Genomic DNA, 14,303 nt, shown 5'->3' with positions numbered 1-14,303 from the left:
ATGACCAAACGCGCCGTCCAAGCCTGTAGCTAAATCAAACGTCAGCCCTGAAGCAAAAAACAGGGCTGACTTTAGGATCGACGAAGTCGCGGGAGTTTGGACGGTTGCCAATACGCGCCGGTATCTTCGCGCGCTTTTTGGTAGCGCTCGACTCTTTTGCGCGCATCTTCGCCACAGGTTTCAAATAGATGTCCCAAAAGGCAATCCAGAACCGCCGTAGCACCCGCGAAGTTGGAAAAATGATGCTGAGATCGGGTGCTGACCTGAAAAACAACGTCAGGTTCGATGCCTGGGGCGATCACGTCGCTTTCGGAAATCAAAATGACTTTCAACCCCCTTTGTGTTGCAAAGCGCATCGCGGCGATTGTTTCGGCGGAATAGGGATGAAACGTGATGGCGATCAGGCAGTCCCGATCATTCGAGTCCAACAGGTCATCGATGACGGACCCCGAATGTCGCGGAGCAAGCTGTATGCCAGGATGCGCCATGCGACCCGCGTATGAAAAATAGTAGGCTAAGGCATGGCTTGCCCGAGTTGCTGTCACAAAACATCTGTTTGATTCGGTGATGTAGTGAATGGTTTTTGAAACCTTCGCAGGCTGCATAAGTCTCAGAGAGCGGGTCACGACATTCAATGAATTGTGCGCGAACTTCGCTTGTGCCCGATCCAGTTCACTTCCGGACTCTGTGGTGTCCAGCCACTCTTGGCCCAGCTGGGATTCTTGGTCGGTGACCAGAGTTTTGCGGAAGGGTGTGCGGAACGCTTCAAAGCCATCATACCCCATGCGCTGAGCCAACCGAACCAAGACGTTCGGGCTGACACCGATATTACTGGCCGTAACCCTAATAGAGTCCAACGCGAAGTCGCCGGGGTGATCGATAATATACTTAGCCGCCGCCTGAAGGCCCGGTGGCATTGATGAGATGTCGTCTCGCAGCTTGTGCGTAATTTGGGTCGGTGTATCTGGCATAGTGTAAAAAAACATTAGTTATGAAAATTGTAAATTAAAAACGTGTTCGCACACAACTAGAGTGAGCCCAAGCAATCAAGGCCGCATCGATGAAGCGCACACCCCGTCCTTACGTTTTGGTCGCGCCAAATGGCGCGCGTCGCACGTCGCAAGACCACGCAGAACTTCCTGTTTGGATCGACGATATAGTGTCGACGGCAAAGGCATGTTTTTCTGCCGGAGCACACGGTCTCCATCTGCATGTGCGTGACGAACAAGGAGTGCATTCGTTGGATCCGGGGCGATATCTCGAAGCGATAAGCGAGTTGCGGCGCGCCGTTCCCGGCATGGATATCCAGATCACGACCGAGGCCGCCGGTATTTACGATGTTGCCGAGCAATTGGACTGTCTTACCAAGGTTCAACCTGAATGGGTCTCAATCTCGGTGCGCGAAATCGCTCGATCACCAGAATTGGCTGCAAAAGTGTACGCAGTGTGTGCGGATATGGAAGCGCACGTGCAGCATATCCTTTATGATGCTGAAGATGCGGCTCTGCTGTCCTATTGGCGGGCCAATGGAACAGTGAAATCGGCTCAGACAGACCGACTTCTGGTACTGGGACGGTATATGCAGGGGCAAGAATCCGCGCTCGAAGATTTGGATCGGTTTCCCTTGGGAGTGTCGCCCTGGATGGTCTGCGCATTCGGTAAACAGGAACACGCTTGTTTGCGTCTGGCGGCCTCGCGCGGGGGAGACGTACGGGTCGGGTTTGAAAACAGTTTGTACAGGCCAGACGGAACGGTTTGGGCGGACAATGCGGCGTCCGTGTCGACTTTGGTTACATCACTTAAGAAAGGTTCGTTATGAGCAACATATTTCCGAGACACACGAAGTCGAAACTGCCGGTCGCTGTCGCGGGTGACGGGGCGTATTTGATCGATAGTCAGGGACGTCGATACCTGGATTGCGGAGATGCAGCCGTGTCGTGCCTGGGGCATTCAAACCAGTCGGTCATCAAGGCCGTTCAGGATCAGGTTGAGAAAATTGCTTTTGCTCATACGGGGTTCATGACCTCGGAGCCGGCGGAAGCATTGGCCGAGATGTTGATACAAAATGCGCCGGGAAGTCTGGACCGCGTCTACTTTGTATCCGGAGGATCCGAAGCGACGGAAGCTGCGATCAAGTTGGCCCGACAGTATTTCCTTGAGGTTGGTCAGCCGGATCGACGGCATGTAATTGCGCGGCGTCAAAGTTACCACGGGAATACGTTGGGCGCGCTGTCTGCTGGCGGCAACGCCTGGCGTAGGGCGCAGTTTGCGCCCATGCTGATAGAGATGACGCATATCGCACCATGTTACGAATATGCTGAAAAAACTGACGGAGAGAGCAGCTTTGACTACGGCCAACGCGTCGCCAACGAGTTGGAAGATGAAATTTTGCGCCTGGGTCCGGACAGCGTTATGGCCTTTATGGCTGAACCCGTTGTCGGGGCAACTCTGGGTGCTGTCCCAGCTGTTGACGGCTATTTCAGGCGAATCCGTGAAATCTGCGACAAATACGGTGTGCTTTTGATCTTGGACGAAGTGATGTGCGGAATGGGGCGCACGGGTCACTTGTTCGCTTGCGATCACGACGGAGTTGTGCCTGACATATTGTGTATCGCGAAAGGCCTAGGGGCTGGCTATCAACCGATAGGCGCGATGCTTTGTACAGATGGGATTTACAGCGCGATCCGTGACGGGACGGGGTTCTTTCAGCACGGCCATACCTATGTTGGCCACCCCGTCGCAACGGCGGCAGCTTTGGCCGTTCTCCAGGAGCTAACCTCACGCAATTTGCCCGCCCGAGCCGGGGCGATGGGTCAAAAGCTCCAGCGTTCACTAGAAGACGCTTTTGGTCAGCATCCCAATGTCGGGGATATTCGAGGTCGAGGCTTGTTCCGGGGGATCGAGCTGGTCGCTGATCAGGGCAGCAAGCGTCCATTTGACCCGGCGAATGGACTGGCTGGAAAGATCAAACAGGCCGCATTTGCCGAAGGTCTGATCTGCTACCCTATGGCTGGTACTCGCGATGGACGTGTGGGGGACCACATTCTTCTGGCGCCGCCATTTGTCATTGAAGACACACAAATCGAAGAATTAACCTGGAAGCTGGGCAAAGCGATTTCGACCGTGCTATAACACCCTTGTGAACTGACTTTTCTTTTTAACTCAATAAAGTATTAGTCAAATTTTTTATTGGGGCGAGTGTAATGGTTAACGATATTTGGGTGAGTTTTCGAAGTCTTCCAACATGGGTTCAGATTTGGGTTCTCGTAGTTTTAATCCCGGTTAACCTTGCACCTTTGGCTTTTATGGATCAACCACACGGTGAGTTAATCGCCGTTTTGGCAGTAACCGGTATTGCCCTGAATATTCCGATCATGCTAGCCGCCCGAGGGATGAGCAAGGCGATGGCTTTGCCGCACCTGTTGTGCTGGGGGCCTTTGGTGATTGTCATCGCGATGGTGTTGTCCGCAGATTCGGCGCTTTCGCCTGAATACGCCGGTTTCCTGACGTTGCTTCTTATCATTGATACGATATCGCTTGGCTTTGACCTGCACGATTCATTCCACTGGGTAAAAGCCAGATCGCAAAACAAAAGCCCCCTTTAAAAAAGGAGGCTTCTTCAGGGTTTACGCGGTCCTGATTACTTCTGAGGAAGCGGCCCGATCATCATGATCATCTGACGACCTTCCATCTTGGGCATGTTTTCGACCTTGCCCAGTTCCTTGATGTCCTCGGCGACACGTTCCAACAATTCGCGCCCAAGGTTCTGGTGCGCCATCTCACGGCCACGGAACCGCAGAGTGACTTTGACTTTGTCGCCTTTTTCCAAAAACTTGAAAACGTTCTTCATTTTGACGTCATAGTCATGCGTATCGGTGTTGGGGCGGAATTTGACCTCTTTCACCTCGATGACTTTTTGTTTTTTGCGCGCCTCGGCTTCGCGTTTTTGCGTCTCGTACTTAAACTTGCCAAAATCCATGATCTTGCAGACCGGCGGGTTCGCATTGGGCGAAATCTCGACCAGGTCAAGGCCCGCATCTGCGGCAAGTTGCATGGCTTTGGCGGGATGAACCACCCCGACGTTATCGCCGTCAGCGCCAATCAGGCGGATTTCGGGGGCACGGATTTTTTCATTGACGCGCGGGCCGGTATCTCTCTGAGGCGGCGCGTTGTGAGGTCTGCGAGCTATGGGTTCATTCCTTTGATGATTGCAGAAATTCGAGCCCGAAATTTAGACCGCCCGGCGCGCTGATTCAAGCGTGATCCGCGCCGAAAAGGCCGAATTTCTTAGGTATCACAGCAGCTTTATGCGCCGACCACAGTCATTCCTGTGCCCGGCGCAGTCAGTTTAGCCTACAAAGGCTTTTTCGATCACGAATTCCTTGGGCTCGGAATTGGCGCCTTCGCGCAGGCCGAACTCCTCCAGAATCTCCTTGATATCCAGATTGAAAGCTAGCGACCCGCAGACCATGCCGCGATCGGTTTCCGGCTTAATGCCGCCTTCGATACCCAGATCAGCAAAGACAGTGCCGTCTTTCAGCAGGTCGGTGATGCGGCCCATCTTGGGGCTCTCTTCCCGAGTGGTGGTCGGGTAATACCGGATCTTGTCGGCGAAACCTTCGCCCATCAACTCGGCCAGCATCTCGTCCTGACGGATGTTTTCGATCAGTTGGCGACCATATTCCAGCTCGGCCACTTCGCGGCAGGTATGGGTGATGATGACCTCATCGTAATCCTCATAGGTCTGCGGCTCGCGCAACAGCGAGGCGAAGGGGGCAAAGCCGGTGCCGGTGGCAAAGAACCACAGACGTTTGCCCGGAAGCAGAGCGTCATGGACCAGCGTACCAACGGGCTTGGGTCGCAGGATGATCTGGTCGCCGGGCTTGATGTGCTGCAGCTTCGAAGTCAAAGGGCCGTCTTGCACCTTGATCGAATAGAACTCCAGCTCTTCGTCCCAGGACGGCGATGCAATGGAATATGCGCGCAGCAAAGGTTTCCCATTGTCGCCCAGCAAGCCGATCATCACAAACTCGCCCGAGCGGAAACGCAGCGAGGCAGGGCGCGACACCTTGAAGGAAAATAGGCTGTCGGTCCAATGTTTGACGTCGGTTACGGTCTGCGCGTCCGGCAGAACGGGGGCCTTTACGGCGGTTGCTTCGGTCACGGGCTTCATCTCTGTCATCGTTTCACTGCCGGTTGGGTAAACCGACATCTCCGTTTAATCTTTGATCCACGTCAGGAAAAGGGGCAGTTGCCCCAACGTCGCACTGACTGACGTAAAGTTCAGTTATCCGCGCAGGCGGGATTGATAATTGTTGTCCTGCCAGTTGGCGCGGGCCAACCACTGATCTTCGGGCTGACGTTGCGCAAGGGCCTGGTCGATCTCGACTTCGTCAAAGCCGCTGCGACGGGCCATCGCAAACTGATCGGCCAAGACATGGCCGCGCGCGCGCAAACGCCCGGTATAGCCTTTCAAGCGCAGAATGCGCGCGATGGTAAACCCGCGCCCATCGGCCGAGGACGGAAAGTCCACGCGAACCATTTTGGCGCTGCCGAGGCGGTCATACAGTTCATCCGGGTCGGTGTCCGAAGCCACATCCAGCGCAACCACGTCGTTGGCGGCGTCTTCCAGCGTGACAAACCCATCGGTCCAGTCGTCGGGGGCAAAGCCCTCATCAGTTACGATTACGTTCATGTTGTCTCTCCGGCGCGCACCATTTTGCCATCGACAAAATGGATGCCGCATTCTTCCTTGTTCTGGTCGCGCCAGCGTCCGGCGCGGGGGTCTTCGCCTTCTTTGACCGGTGAGGTGCAGGGCGCACAGCCGATCGAAGGGTATCCTTTGGCCACCAGCGGATGCCGGGGCAGGTTGTTTTCTTCCATATAGGCGCGCACGTCCTCGGGCGCCCAATGGGCCAGCGGGTTAACCTTGATCCGACCGGTGCCGTCCTCGACCTCAAAGAAGTCAAGCGCGGCGCGTGTGCCGGACTGGAACCGCTTGCGCCCTGTGATCCAGCCGCAATAGCCCGTCAGGGCTTTTTGCAGCGGGAAGGTTTTGCGCAAGTTGCAGCATGCATCCGTATCCCGCAGACGCAGCGCGCCGTAAGGGTCATCGCGCTGCACATCCTCATCTTCGGCGCGGATGATGTGGACGTTTTTCAGCCCCAGACGTTCGCTGACCTCCTGTTGGTATTCCAGCGTTTCGGTGAACAGCATCTGCGTGTCCACAAACAGCACCGGGGTCATCTTGTCGACCACAGCCGCCATATGCAGCAACACAACTGACTCGGCCCCGAAGCTGGACACTAGGGCAAGGTCTTCAATCTGTTCAATGGCACCATGCATCACGTCATGCGCGCTGTGGTGCCGGAACCGGGCGTTCAGCGCCTCGACCTGTTCGGTCAGTTCGCTGCGGTCTTTACCCAGCTCCGTCTGGATCAGATCAAGCGGCATTCGCCTGAGCCTCGGGGTACAGAGCCGCCTTGAACGGAGCCATGCCGACACGACGATAGGTCTGCAGGAACTCTTCTTCGGGGCTGTCACGCTGTTCCAGATAGGTGTTCACGATCCGCTCGACCGCGGGAACGATCTCATCATAGGCAAAGCCGGGGCCGGTCCGATCGCCGATGGCCGCTGTTTCGGTGCCGTCGCCGCCCAGAGTGATCTGGTAGTTCTCGACGCCTGCGCGATCCAGACCCAGAATGCCGATGTGGCCCACGTGGTGATGCCCACAAGCGTTGATGCAGCCCGAGATCTTGATCTTCAGGTGGCCGATATCATGCTCGAGCTTCAGATCGTCAAAGCGGGTCGCAATTTCCTGCGCAACGGGGATTGAGCGTGCGGTGGCCAATGCGCAGTAGTCCATGCCCGGGCAGGCGATGATGTCGCTGATCAGGCCGATATTGGCGGTCGCCAGCTCGTATTCCTTCAGCTTGGCGTGGATCGCGGGCAGGTCCGATTTGTGGACATGCGGCAGGATCACGTTCTGCTCGTGGCTGATGCGCAGCTCATCATAGGCGAAGGCTTCGGCCAGATCAGCCATCACGCGCATTTGCTCAGCGGTCGCATCACCCGGCGTCGCGCCGTGTTTCTTGATCGAGATCGTAACGATCGCATGATCCGCGTTCTTGTGCGGCGCGATGTTGGTGTCGACCCACGAACGGAAGACCGGATCGTTGGTATAGGCGCTTTCAAACGACGCGACCGAGCCCTGACGGAAATCAGGCGCTGCAAAGTGGCCTTTGATCTCTTCCAACAATGCCATATCGGCACCTTTGAACTGCGGGCGAACCTGCAGGAAGCGCTCGTTGACCTTGGCGCGGATGGTGTTGATGCCGTTTTCGTGGACGGTGATCTTGATGCGCGCTTTGTATTTGTTGTCGCGGCGGCCGATCTGGTTCCAGACGGACACAGTCGCTTCAAGATAGGCCAGCAGATCGTCAAAGGCGACGAAATCCGACAATTCCTTGCCGATCATCGGAGTGCGGCCCAGACCACCACCTACGATCACGCGGGCACCCAGAACGCCGTCACGCTCGACCAGTTGCAGGCCGATATCGTGTGCCTTGATCACGGCGCGGTCGTTTTCGCTGCCGGTGATGGCGATCTTAAACTTACGCGGCATGAACTGGAATTCCGGGTGATCAGTGGACCACTGGCGCAGCAGCTCGGCATAGGGGCGGGGATCGGCGATCTCATCCGCGGCGGCACCGGCGAAATGGTCCGCAGTCACGTTGCGGATGGTGTTGCCCGAGGTCTGGATGGCGTGCATGCCGACCTCGGCCAGCGCGTCCAGCATATCGGGAACGTCGTTCAGCTTGGGCCAGTTATACTGGATGTTCTGGCGGGTGGTGAAATGGCCATAGCCCTTGTCCCACTTCTCGGCCAGTAGGGCCAGTTGGCGCATCTGTGCGCTGGACAGCGTGCCATAGGGAATCGCGACGCGCAGCATGTACGCGTGCAACTGCAGATACAGGCCGTTCATCAGGCGCAGGGGTTTGAATTCATCCTCGGTCAGCGAGCCGTCGATGCGACGCTCAACCTGTGTGCGGAACTGCTTGTTACGTTCTGCCAAAAATGCTGTGTCGAACTCGGAGTAGCGATACATGATTAGCTGTCCTTAGTTGCAGCCCCGAACCTGGGGCCTTGAAAGGGGAGAGAGAGGGCCTGAGCTCAGGCCCGGGGCTGCGTTGCTGTTTCCTGCTTGCCATGGGCATAGTTGGACGGGCCAGTACGGCGGAAGTCCTCGCGGAAATGGGTGGGTTCGGGCCCGTTTTCACCAGCCACGGCATCGGCCAGATAGGCTCCAACAATCTTGTTGGCCTGACGTGCGGCGTCCAGCAGACGGACCTGTGCGTGGGCTTCGTCGGTGATCAGTTCGGCTTCGGCCAGATCACGCGACCAGCGGTCATCTTCAGTCAGGTAGATCACGTCGCCTTCCAGCAAGTCATTTGCGGTGACGATTTTGGGGGTAAAAGCGCGGGCCATCAGGCGTGCTCCTTATTGAATTCGGTCAGGGCCTGGGCCGCTTGGCGCGGTTCAAGGCCAATGAATGTGAGGGTAGGGCCGTCCATTTCGGCGGCGGTCAGATCAGCGGGTAGGCGATCCAAATTGGTGGCCATAACGCGTTGGTCGGAACGCGATGCGTTTTCGATCAACGTAACGGGGGTTTCTCGATCCGCACTGTGCATGATCAGTCGGCCTTGGATGAAACGGGCTGACTTCTTACCCATATAAATTGCTGCGACGGAACCTGGGCGCGCCAAAGCAGCCCAGTCGTGATCGGCAAAACCCTTCATGTCGTGCCCCGTCAAGAACCGGACCGAGGAATTTCGGCCACGTCGGGTCAGGCTTTGACCGATCCCAGCAATAGCTGCGGACGCCGCAGTAATACCGGGGATGATGGCCCACGAGATGCCCGAGGCTTCAACGGCCTCGATCTCTTCGTCCAGACGCCCAAACACGGTAGGATCACCGGATTTCAACCGGACGACGCGCTGTCCGTTCAGCGCATGTTCCACCAATAGTGCGTCGATATCCTGCTGCTTCCACGAGGGACCGAACCCGGCTTTGCCGACATCAACCAGAACAGCAGTCTTGCCGGCCAATTCCAAAACTTCGGCACTTATCAAACGATCATGCAAAACCACATCCGCGCATTCAAACGCGCGCAACGCCTTGAGCGTCAGCAATTCAGGATCGCCCGGACCCGCGCCGACAAAGTCGACATGTCCTGCTCCGTTATGTGAATGCGCGTTCTGCATGTTTGGTTCCGGTTCGTTTGACTTGACCTGCAATATAGGAAATATTCCCGGTATTGCGCCATATGGGTGCATAAATAAGAACAAATGTTCTTTCGACGGCGCGTTGGAGAACGTGGGTTTCGAAACAAAGGAAAAATTGGGATGTCGGTGCGAATTGACGACACAGATCGGAAAATTCTGGTTGAGCTGCAGCGCGATGCCAGCCAATCACTGGACGAAATTGCCGCGCGTGTTGGCAGTTCGAAGACCCCGGTCTGGAACCGAATCCGCAAGCTGAAGGGGGCCGGTGTGATCGGTCAACAGACCGTCTTGCTGGATGCCGAGGCACTGGGTTTTGAAGCGACGTTCTTCGTTCTTATACGCACGTCCGAACACGAAGCAGACTGGCAGCGCAAATTCCTTAAGGCCCTTCGCGACCGTCCCGAGGTGCAAGAGGCGCATCGTTTGGCGGGTGACATTGACTACATCCTCAAGGTTCGGGTCAAAAATGCGCGGGCTTACGACGAATTCTACCAAACGCTGATCTCGGAAGTGCGGGTTCACAATGTGACCGCACTGCTGTCCATGGAAGAGATCAAATCGACCACAATGCTGCCGCTGAACGCTCTGGTCGCAGAATAATCCTTCAGGTCGTGACCATGAGGCGGGTCAACCCGTGAAAGTGGTACGTGTTGGAATAGTCCGGATCGCCCTCTAGGCGCAGGGACGGGCAATGATCAAATAGGGTTTTGAGGGCGATGCGAATCTCGAGGCGCGCCAGTGGCGCGCCGACGCAGAAATGCAGCCCTGCGCCAAAGCTGGTATTTGTTACGACGTCTCGGCTGGGTAAGAACTGATTTGGATCGGCCCAAACGGAAGGGTCGCGGTTTGCAGCGCCAAGCAACAAGGCGACCTCATCGCCGCGTTTGAAGCTGTGGCCGAAAAGATCAACCTGCTCATAGGCGTAGCGTGTGAACATGTGTAAGGGCGGGTCATATCTGAGGATCTCCTCAACGGTGCCGTCAATCCGGTTCTCATCCAATACGTCTGGCCTTGTTTCGGTCTGAAGCAGTGTCTTCACGCCATTTCCCAACGCATGGACCGTCGCCTCATGTCCGGCATTCAACAAAAGCACACAAGTCGCAATCAATTCGTCCCGCGATAGCTTTTCGCCGTCTTCCTCGGCTGCGATCAGCTTTGTGATCAGATCTGGACCCGGCTCGACGCGGCGCAGGTCGATATAATTGCTTAGGAACTCAGTGAACTGCGCTGATGCCTGCACTGCCCGGTCTTCGGTCTGGCGGGTTCGGTTTGCCTGGTACATCGCGACCATATCGTGGGACCATTGCAGAAGGTCAGGGGCCATATGCTCGGGTACGCCCAGCAACCGGCAAATGGTGATCACCGGCACCTGCGTGCAATATGTCTGCAGCAGATCGAACGGTTCGTCGGGAAATTCGTGGATAAGGTCGCGGCACAGTTGTTCGATGTCTGGGGTCATCGCGGCAATAGAGCGGGACGTAAAGGCCCTTATGACCAGACTACGCAATCGCGTGTGGCGCGGAGGTTCCAGTTCGAGAAGAGAATGATCCTCGATCGCCTGCCAAGCTGCCAGATGATCGGGGCCGGGGGTTTGCAATTCGGTTGGCTTCTCGCGCCCAAATCGTCGATCTTTCAGTAATGTCTGAACGGCTCTGTGCGATACTGCGGCAACCTTGTTGTAGTCTTCCCAGAAAAACAGGTCTCCGAACCTGCGCGCATGGTCATAAAAAGGATAGGGGTCCTGAACGAATACGGGATCAACCGGCGACTGCGAGATTTTCTTCATGCCGCGCAGACTTGCCATAGGCCGCGCTGAATGCAAGACCCTAGGATATGCACAGAGCATTCGTCGTCATAGGTTTTCTGTTCTCGGTCGCGCTGCTGTCGGCGGGCGTCTGGTCCTACGGGTTCAGGCAGGCGTTGTCGCAGCTTAGCGAGAAGGCCGAGGCCGATTTGGAACTGGCCGCGGACCGGTTAAGCACTCAGATGCAGGTCTATCAGGAATTGGCCGTTCTGATGGCGGGCCATCCTGCGCTGGCTACGCTGGACACACCCTCACAACGTCAGGCGGCACAAGCCATGTTGCTGGACGTGGCCGATAAGACAGCTGCCGTCAACATGTTATATCTGGACCGCAATGGTCGGGTTCTGACCGCTGCACAGCCGATCGCGCAGGGCAGTCTGGCGGGTCACCCAGCGTTCGAACGCGCATTGCAGGGCGCTTTGGGGAGTGCGCACGGGGTCCTTCCCGAAAGCGGTGCGCGCATTTATTCTTACGCAGCACCGACATTTGATGCATTGGGTCGGGTGCAAGGGGCCTTGATGGTCGTCGCCGATGTTCAGGATGTCGAACAAACATGGCGCGGCAGTACCGAGGCCGTTTTCTTTGTGGATTCCGAAGGGGTGGTCTTTATCTCGAACCGGTCCGACCTTCTGTTCTGGTATCGGTCCGAGGGTCAGCAGGGCCTGTCTCCGCCAGAAGGGAATGCGACCGATTTCGCCTCGACCATGATCGGTGGGCACGAGCTTTGGCGATTGGGGTGGGGCAGGTATCTGCCTGAACGTGCGCTGCACCTGACGCTTGATTTGCCCGTGATCGACATGACGGCCGAGGTTTTGGTCGATGTAGCTCCGGCGCGGCGTTTGGCGGGGCTGCAGGCTGCCGCGGTAGCTGCGATCTGTTTTGCTTTTGGTGCCTTGTTGTTCCTGGCGACGGAGCGGCGCAGGACGCTGGCGCAGGCCAATGTCGTTCTGGAAAGTCGTGTTGCGCAGCGAACCCGTGCTCTGACGGCTGCCAACACCGCTCTCAGGCGCGAAGTTCATGAGCGGCAAGAGGCTGAAACCGCATTAAAGAAAGCCCAGGCCGAGCTGATACAGGCCGGAAAACTAAGCGCATTGGGGCAGATGTCCGCCGGGATCAGCCACGAACTAAACCAGCCGCTCATGGCGATCCAGCAATTTGCCGATAATGGCACAGCATTTTTGTCGCGTGGGCGCGAGGGGCGTGCGGCTGAAAATCTGACACGCATATCGGACATGGCGGCGCGGATGGCGCGCATCATCAAAAACCTTCGGGCCTTTGCCCGAAACGAAAGTGAACCTATGGGTAAGGTCGACTTGGTTCAGGTGATCGAAACGGCTGTCGAACTGACCGATGCGCGCCTGCGGTCCGAAGGGGTCGAACTGGAATGGCAGCTGCCTTCTGGTCCTGTTTTTGCTTGGGGCGGCGAGGTGCGGCTTGTTCAGGTGTTTGTGAACCTGATCAACAACGCCGCCGATGCCATGAGCCAGCAGGATGACAAGTTGATCAATATTGCGATCGAGACGGGTGACAAACTGGCGGTCACGGTGCGCGATATCGGCCCAGGTATCGAAAACACTGAAAAACTGTTCGAGCCGTTCTATACCACCAAGGCTGTGGGATCGTCCGAGGGGATGGGGTTGGGCCTCTCGATCTCTTACGGGTTGGTCCAGAGTTTTGGTGGTAACATCCGTGGAACCAACGCGCAGACAGGGGCGATGTTCACGGTCGAGCTTGAGTATTACCGGGAAGATGAGGTCGCATGACACGAAAGGTCCTTTTGGTCGATGACGATGCGGCGGTGCGCGAGGCTTTGGCCCAAACGCTGGAGCTGGCGGATTACGCGCCCGTGACTGCTGGGTCTTTCGTAGCCGCCAAGGATCACATTCGGGCTGATTTTGCAGGTGTTATCGTGTCGGACATCAGGATGCCCGGACGTGACGGGTTTCACCTGTTGAACTACGCGCGTGAGGTTGATGCCGATCTGCCGGTGATCTTGTTGACTGGCGAAGGTGATGTCCCCATGGCCGTTCGTGCGATGGGGACAGGTGCATTTGATTTTCTCGAAAAACCATGCGCTGCCTCGGACTTGCTCGAGGTTCTGGAACGCGCACAGGCGGCGCGGCGACACGTTCTGGAACAGCGTGCCTTGAAAACTGAGTTGGAAAAAGGAGATCCAGCCGCGCGGCTTCTGTTCGGCCTGTCTGCGCAAGCCGAGCGGCTTAGGGAACGGGTTCGTACGGTTGCCCGGACAGGGGTAGAGGTTCTCGTGACCGGCCCCGCAGGCAGCGGCATTTCAAAGGTGGCTGAAGTGGTGCATTTGATGTCTCCGCAATCGCAAGGCCCGTTTGTCAAGCGCCCTGCCTCGGGGTTGACGGTGCAGGAGTTACGACATGTTTGTGAGGACGCCGCGGGGGGCTCATTGTTTTTGGATGAGATTTCGGCGATGCCGACTGAAACCCAGTACGCTGCCCTTGAAATCGTCGAGCAAGGGGTCGGCGCGCGTATCATCGCCGGAACCACTGCTGATCTCGCGCGCTTGTCTGATGCGGGACAGTTTCATGCCGACCTTTTCTATCGTTTGGACGTGATGCGGGTTCGGATACCGTCGCTTGCTGAACGCCCCGAGGATATTCCGGTGATCTTTCGCCACTATGTTGCACAAGCGGCCGAGCAGGCCGGGATTGCTGCACCGGATATCACGTCGGAACATTTGGCGTCATTGATGACGCAGGACTGGCCGGGCAATGCGCGATCCCTGATGTCAGCGGCCATGCGGTTTGTTCTTGGGATGCCGGACGAGGTCGCTTCGGCCGCTGAGCTGGGGCTGAGTGAGCAGATGGCCCAAGTCGAACGTTCGCTTTTGATTGCATCTTTGGGGCGCCACAATGGCAAGGCCTCGGACGCGGCCAAAGCGCTAAAACTGCCGCGTAAGACCTTCTACGACAAACTAGCGCGTTATGGCATTCGCCCCGAGGATTACCGAAGGTAGGTTCTCCCGCCGCCTGTCACTCCATTTTCATGCAATTCAAGGCTTTGGGCGTGGCAGTCCGCTGGTGCGGACTGCGGTGGCGCAGGTGTTGTCGGGTGATTCTAATCGTACGATTCGAAATATGTGCGAAAATCCGCACAAAGGCAGATTTCCTTGTGTGGAATTTCGCACGTAGTCCAGGTTGGTTCACGGCAGACTTAGTTGAAACGCTGATACGTGTAATAAA

At 56.7% G+C, this 14,303-nt stretch carries 15 protein-coding genes; 6 read left to right on the top strand and 9 right to left on the bottom strand.

Features of this window, described 5'->3' with window-relative positions:
* Nucleotides 1-71: 71 nt before the first annotated feature.
* Nucleotides 72-971, bottom strand: a complete 900-nt coding sequence (locus AC2FF7_RS21710) for a MurR/RpiR family transcriptional regulator (RefSeq protein WP_480865389.1) — start codon at nucleotides 969-971, stop codon at nucleotides 72-74.
* A gap of 89 nt (nucleotides 972-1,060) precedes the next feature.
* Here AC2FF7_RS21710 and AC2FF7_RS21705 point away from each other — a divergent pair, with 89 nt between their 5' ends.
* The 3 genes from AC2FF7_RS21705 (at nucleotide 1,061) to AC2FF7_RS21695 (ending at nucleotide 3,605) form a co-directional block, all read left to right on the top strand.
* Entirely contained in the window at nucleotides 1,061-1,819 is a 759-nt protein-coding gene (locus AC2FF7_RS21705) for a beta-keto acid cleavage family enzyme (RefSeq protein ID WP_480865391.1), read from the top strand.
* Nucleotides 1,816-3,132, top strand: a complete 1,317-nt coding sequence (locus tag AC2FF7_RS21700) for an aspartate aminotransferase family protein (protein ID WP_480865393.1) — start codon at nucleotides 1,816-1,818, stop codon at nucleotides 3,130-3,132. The genes AC2FF7_RS21705 and AC2FF7_RS21700 overlap by 4 nt, the downstream gene beginning before the upstream one ends.
* A 71-nt stretch (nucleotides 3,133-3,203) precedes the next feature.
* Nucleotides 3,204-3,605 (top strand): hypothetical protein, encoded by a 402-nt coding sequence (locus AC2FF7_RS21695; RefSeq protein ID WP_496906316.1) that lies wholly within the window; start codon nucleotides 3,204-3,206, stop codon nucleotides 3,603-3,605.
* Nucleotides 3,606-3,640: 35 nt separating this feature from the next.
* Here the strand turns inward: AC2FF7_RS21695 and infC are convergent, their stop codons facing one another.
* The 7 genes from infC to cobA form a co-directional block, all read right to left on the bottom strand.
* The gene (gene infC / locus AC2FF7_RS21690; RefSeq protein ID WP_331251806.1) at nucleotides 3,641-4,102 is read right to left on the bottom strand and encodes a translation initiation factor IF-3; all 462 of its coding nucleotides are present in this window, start codon (nucleotides 4,100-4,102) and stop codon (nucleotides 3,641-3,643) included.
* Between the two features lie 246 nt (nucleotides 4,103-4,348).
* A complete protein-coding gene (locus AC2FF7_RS21685) occupies nucleotides 4,349-5,182 on the bottom strand; it encodes a ferredoxin--NADP reductase (protein ID WP_170354002.1) in 834 nt (277 codons plus the stop codon).
* Nucleotides 5,183-5,287: 105 nt separating this feature from the next.
* Nucleotides 5,288-5,695 (bottom strand): DUF934 domain-containing protein, encoded by a 408-nt coding sequence (locus AC2FF7_RS21680; RefSeq protein WP_480865395.1) that lies wholly within the window; start codon nucleotides 5,693-5,695, stop codon nucleotides 5,288-5,290.
* On the bottom strand, nucleotides 5,692-6,453 hold the full coding sequence (locus AC2FF7_RS21675; RefSeq protein WP_480865397.1) for a phosphoadenylyl-sulfate reductase: 762 nt from the start codon (nucleotides 6,451-6,453) through the stop codon (nucleotides 5,692-5,694). Before AC2FF7_RS21675 ends, AC2FF7_RS21680 begins: the two co-directional genes overlap by 4 nt.
* Entirely contained in the window at nucleotides 6,443-8,107 is a 1,665-nt protein-coding gene (locus AC2FF7_RS21670; protein WP_496906315.1) for a nitrite/sulfite reductase, read from the bottom strand. The genes AC2FF7_RS21675 and AC2FF7_RS21670 overlap by 11 nt, the downstream gene beginning before the upstream one ends.
* A gap of 65 nt (nucleotides 8,108-8,172) precedes the next feature.
* Complete coding sequence (locus AC2FF7_RS21665; protein WP_170354009.1) at nucleotides 8,173-8,487, bottom strand: DUF2849 domain-containing protein; 315 nt, start codon at nucleotides 8,485-8,487, stop codon at nucleotides 8,173-8,175.
* Entirely contained in the window at nucleotides 8,487-9,263 is a 777-nt protein-coding gene (gene cobA / locus AC2FF7_RS21660) for a uroporphyrinogen-III C-methyltransferase (protein WP_480865401.1), read from the bottom strand. Before cobA ends, AC2FF7_RS21665 begins: the two co-directional genes overlap by 1 nt.
* Before the next feature lie 141 nt (nucleotides 9,264-9,404).
* On the opposite strand from cobA, the gene AC2FF7_RS21655 reads away from it, so the two are divergent.
* Nucleotides 9,405-9,884, top strand: coding sequence for an Lrp/AsnC family transcriptional regulator (locus AC2FF7_RS21655; protein WP_170354013.1), 480 nt, complete (start codon nucleotides 9,405-9,407; stop codon nucleotides 9,882-9,884).
* 4 nt (nucleotides 9,885-9,888) lie between these two features.
* Here AC2FF7_RS21655 and AC2FF7_RS21650 read toward each other — a convergent pair whose 3' ends face one another.
* Entirely contained in the window at nucleotides 9,889-11,070 is a 1,182-nt protein-coding gene (locus AC2FF7_RS21650; protein ID WP_496906318.1) for a cytochrome P450, read from the bottom strand.
* A gap of 47 nt (nucleotides 11,071-11,117) precedes the next feature.
* On the opposite strand from AC2FF7_RS21650, the gene AC2FF7_RS21645 reads away from it, so the two are divergent.
* Both AC2FF7_RS21645 and AC2FF7_RS21640 read left to right on the top strand, forming a co-directional pair.
* Nucleotides 11,118-12,851: a sensor histidine kinase gene (locus AC2FF7_RS21645; RefSeq protein WP_170750991.1), complete on the top strand. Its 1,734-nt coding sequence runs from the start codon at nucleotides 11,118-11,120 to the stop codon at nucleotides 12,849-12,851.
* A complete protein-coding gene (locus tag AC2FF7_RS21640; protein ID WP_480865404.1) occupies nucleotides 12,848-14,077 on the top strand; it encodes a sigma-54-dependent transcriptional regulator in 1,230 nt (409 codons plus the stop codon). Before AC2FF7_RS21645 ends, AC2FF7_RS21640 begins: the two co-directional genes overlap by 4 nt.
* Nucleotides 14,078-14,303: the final 226 nt, after the last annotated feature.

Source organism: Ruegeria sp. YTSC325 (assembly GCF_059609525.1).
Note: the sequence above shows the minus strand (reverse complement) of the source record. Positions and strands in the feature narration are given on the sequence as shown.

Bases quoted from the DNA above. Each gene is read 5' to 3' on its own strand.
- AC2FF7_RS21670 (WP_496906315.1), bottom strand. From the start codon at position 8,107: ATGTATCGCTACTCCGAGTTCGACACAGCATTTTTGGCAGAACGTAAC.
- AC2FF7_RS21710 (WP_480865389.1), bottom strand. From the start codon at position 971: ATGCCAGATACACCGACCCAAATTACGCACAAGCTGCGAGACGACATC.
- cobA (WP_480865401.1), bottom strand. From the start codon at position 9,263: ATGCAGAACGCGCATTCACATAACGGAGCAGGACATGTCGACTTTGTC.
- AC2FF7_RS21695 (WP_496906316.1), top strand. From the start codon at position 3,204: ATGGTTAACGATATTTGGGTGAGTTTTCGAAGTCTTCCAACATGGGTT.
- AC2FF7_RS21680 (WP_480865395.1), bottom strand. From the start codon at position 5,695: ATGAACGTAATCGTAACTGATGAGGGCTTTGCCCCCGACGACTGGACC.
- AC2FF7_RS21685 (WP_170354002.1), bottom strand. From the start codon at position 5,182: ATGACAGAGATGAAGCCCGTGACCGAAGCAACCGCCGTAAAGGCCCCC.
- AC2FF7_RS21655 (WP_170354013.1), top strand. From the start codon at position 9,405: ATGTCGGTGCGAATTGACGACACAGATCGGAAAATTCTGGTTGAGCTG.
- AC2FF7_RS21645 (WP_170750991.1), top strand. From the start codon at position 11,118: ATGCACAGAGCATTCGTCGTCATAGGTTTTCTGTTCTCGGTCGCGCTG.
- AC2FF7_RS21665 (WP_170354009.1), bottom strand. From the start codon at position 8,487: ATGGCCCGCGCTTTTACCCCCAAAATCGTCACCGCAAATGACTTGCTG.
- AC2FF7_RS21640 (WP_480865404.1), top strand. From the start codon at position 12,848: ATGACACGAAAGGTCCTTTTGGTCGATGACGATGCGGCGGTGCGCGAG.
- AC2FF7_RS21675 (WP_480865397.1), bottom strand. From the start codon at position 6,453: ATGCCGCTTGATCTGATCCAGACGGAGCTGGGTAAAGACCGCAGCGAA.
- AC2FF7_RS21705 (WP_480865391.1), top strand. From the start codon at position 1,061: ATGAAGCGCACACCCCGTCCTTACGTTTTGGTCGCGCCAAATGGCGCG.
- AC2FF7_RS21700 (WP_480865393.1), top strand. From the start codon at position 1,816: ATGAGCAACATATTTCCGAGACACACGAAGTCGAAACTGCCGGTCGCT.
- AC2FF7_RS21650 (WP_496906318.1), bottom strand. From the start codon at position 11,070: ATGAAGAAAATCTCGCAGTCGCCGGTTGATCCCGTATTCGTTCAGGAC.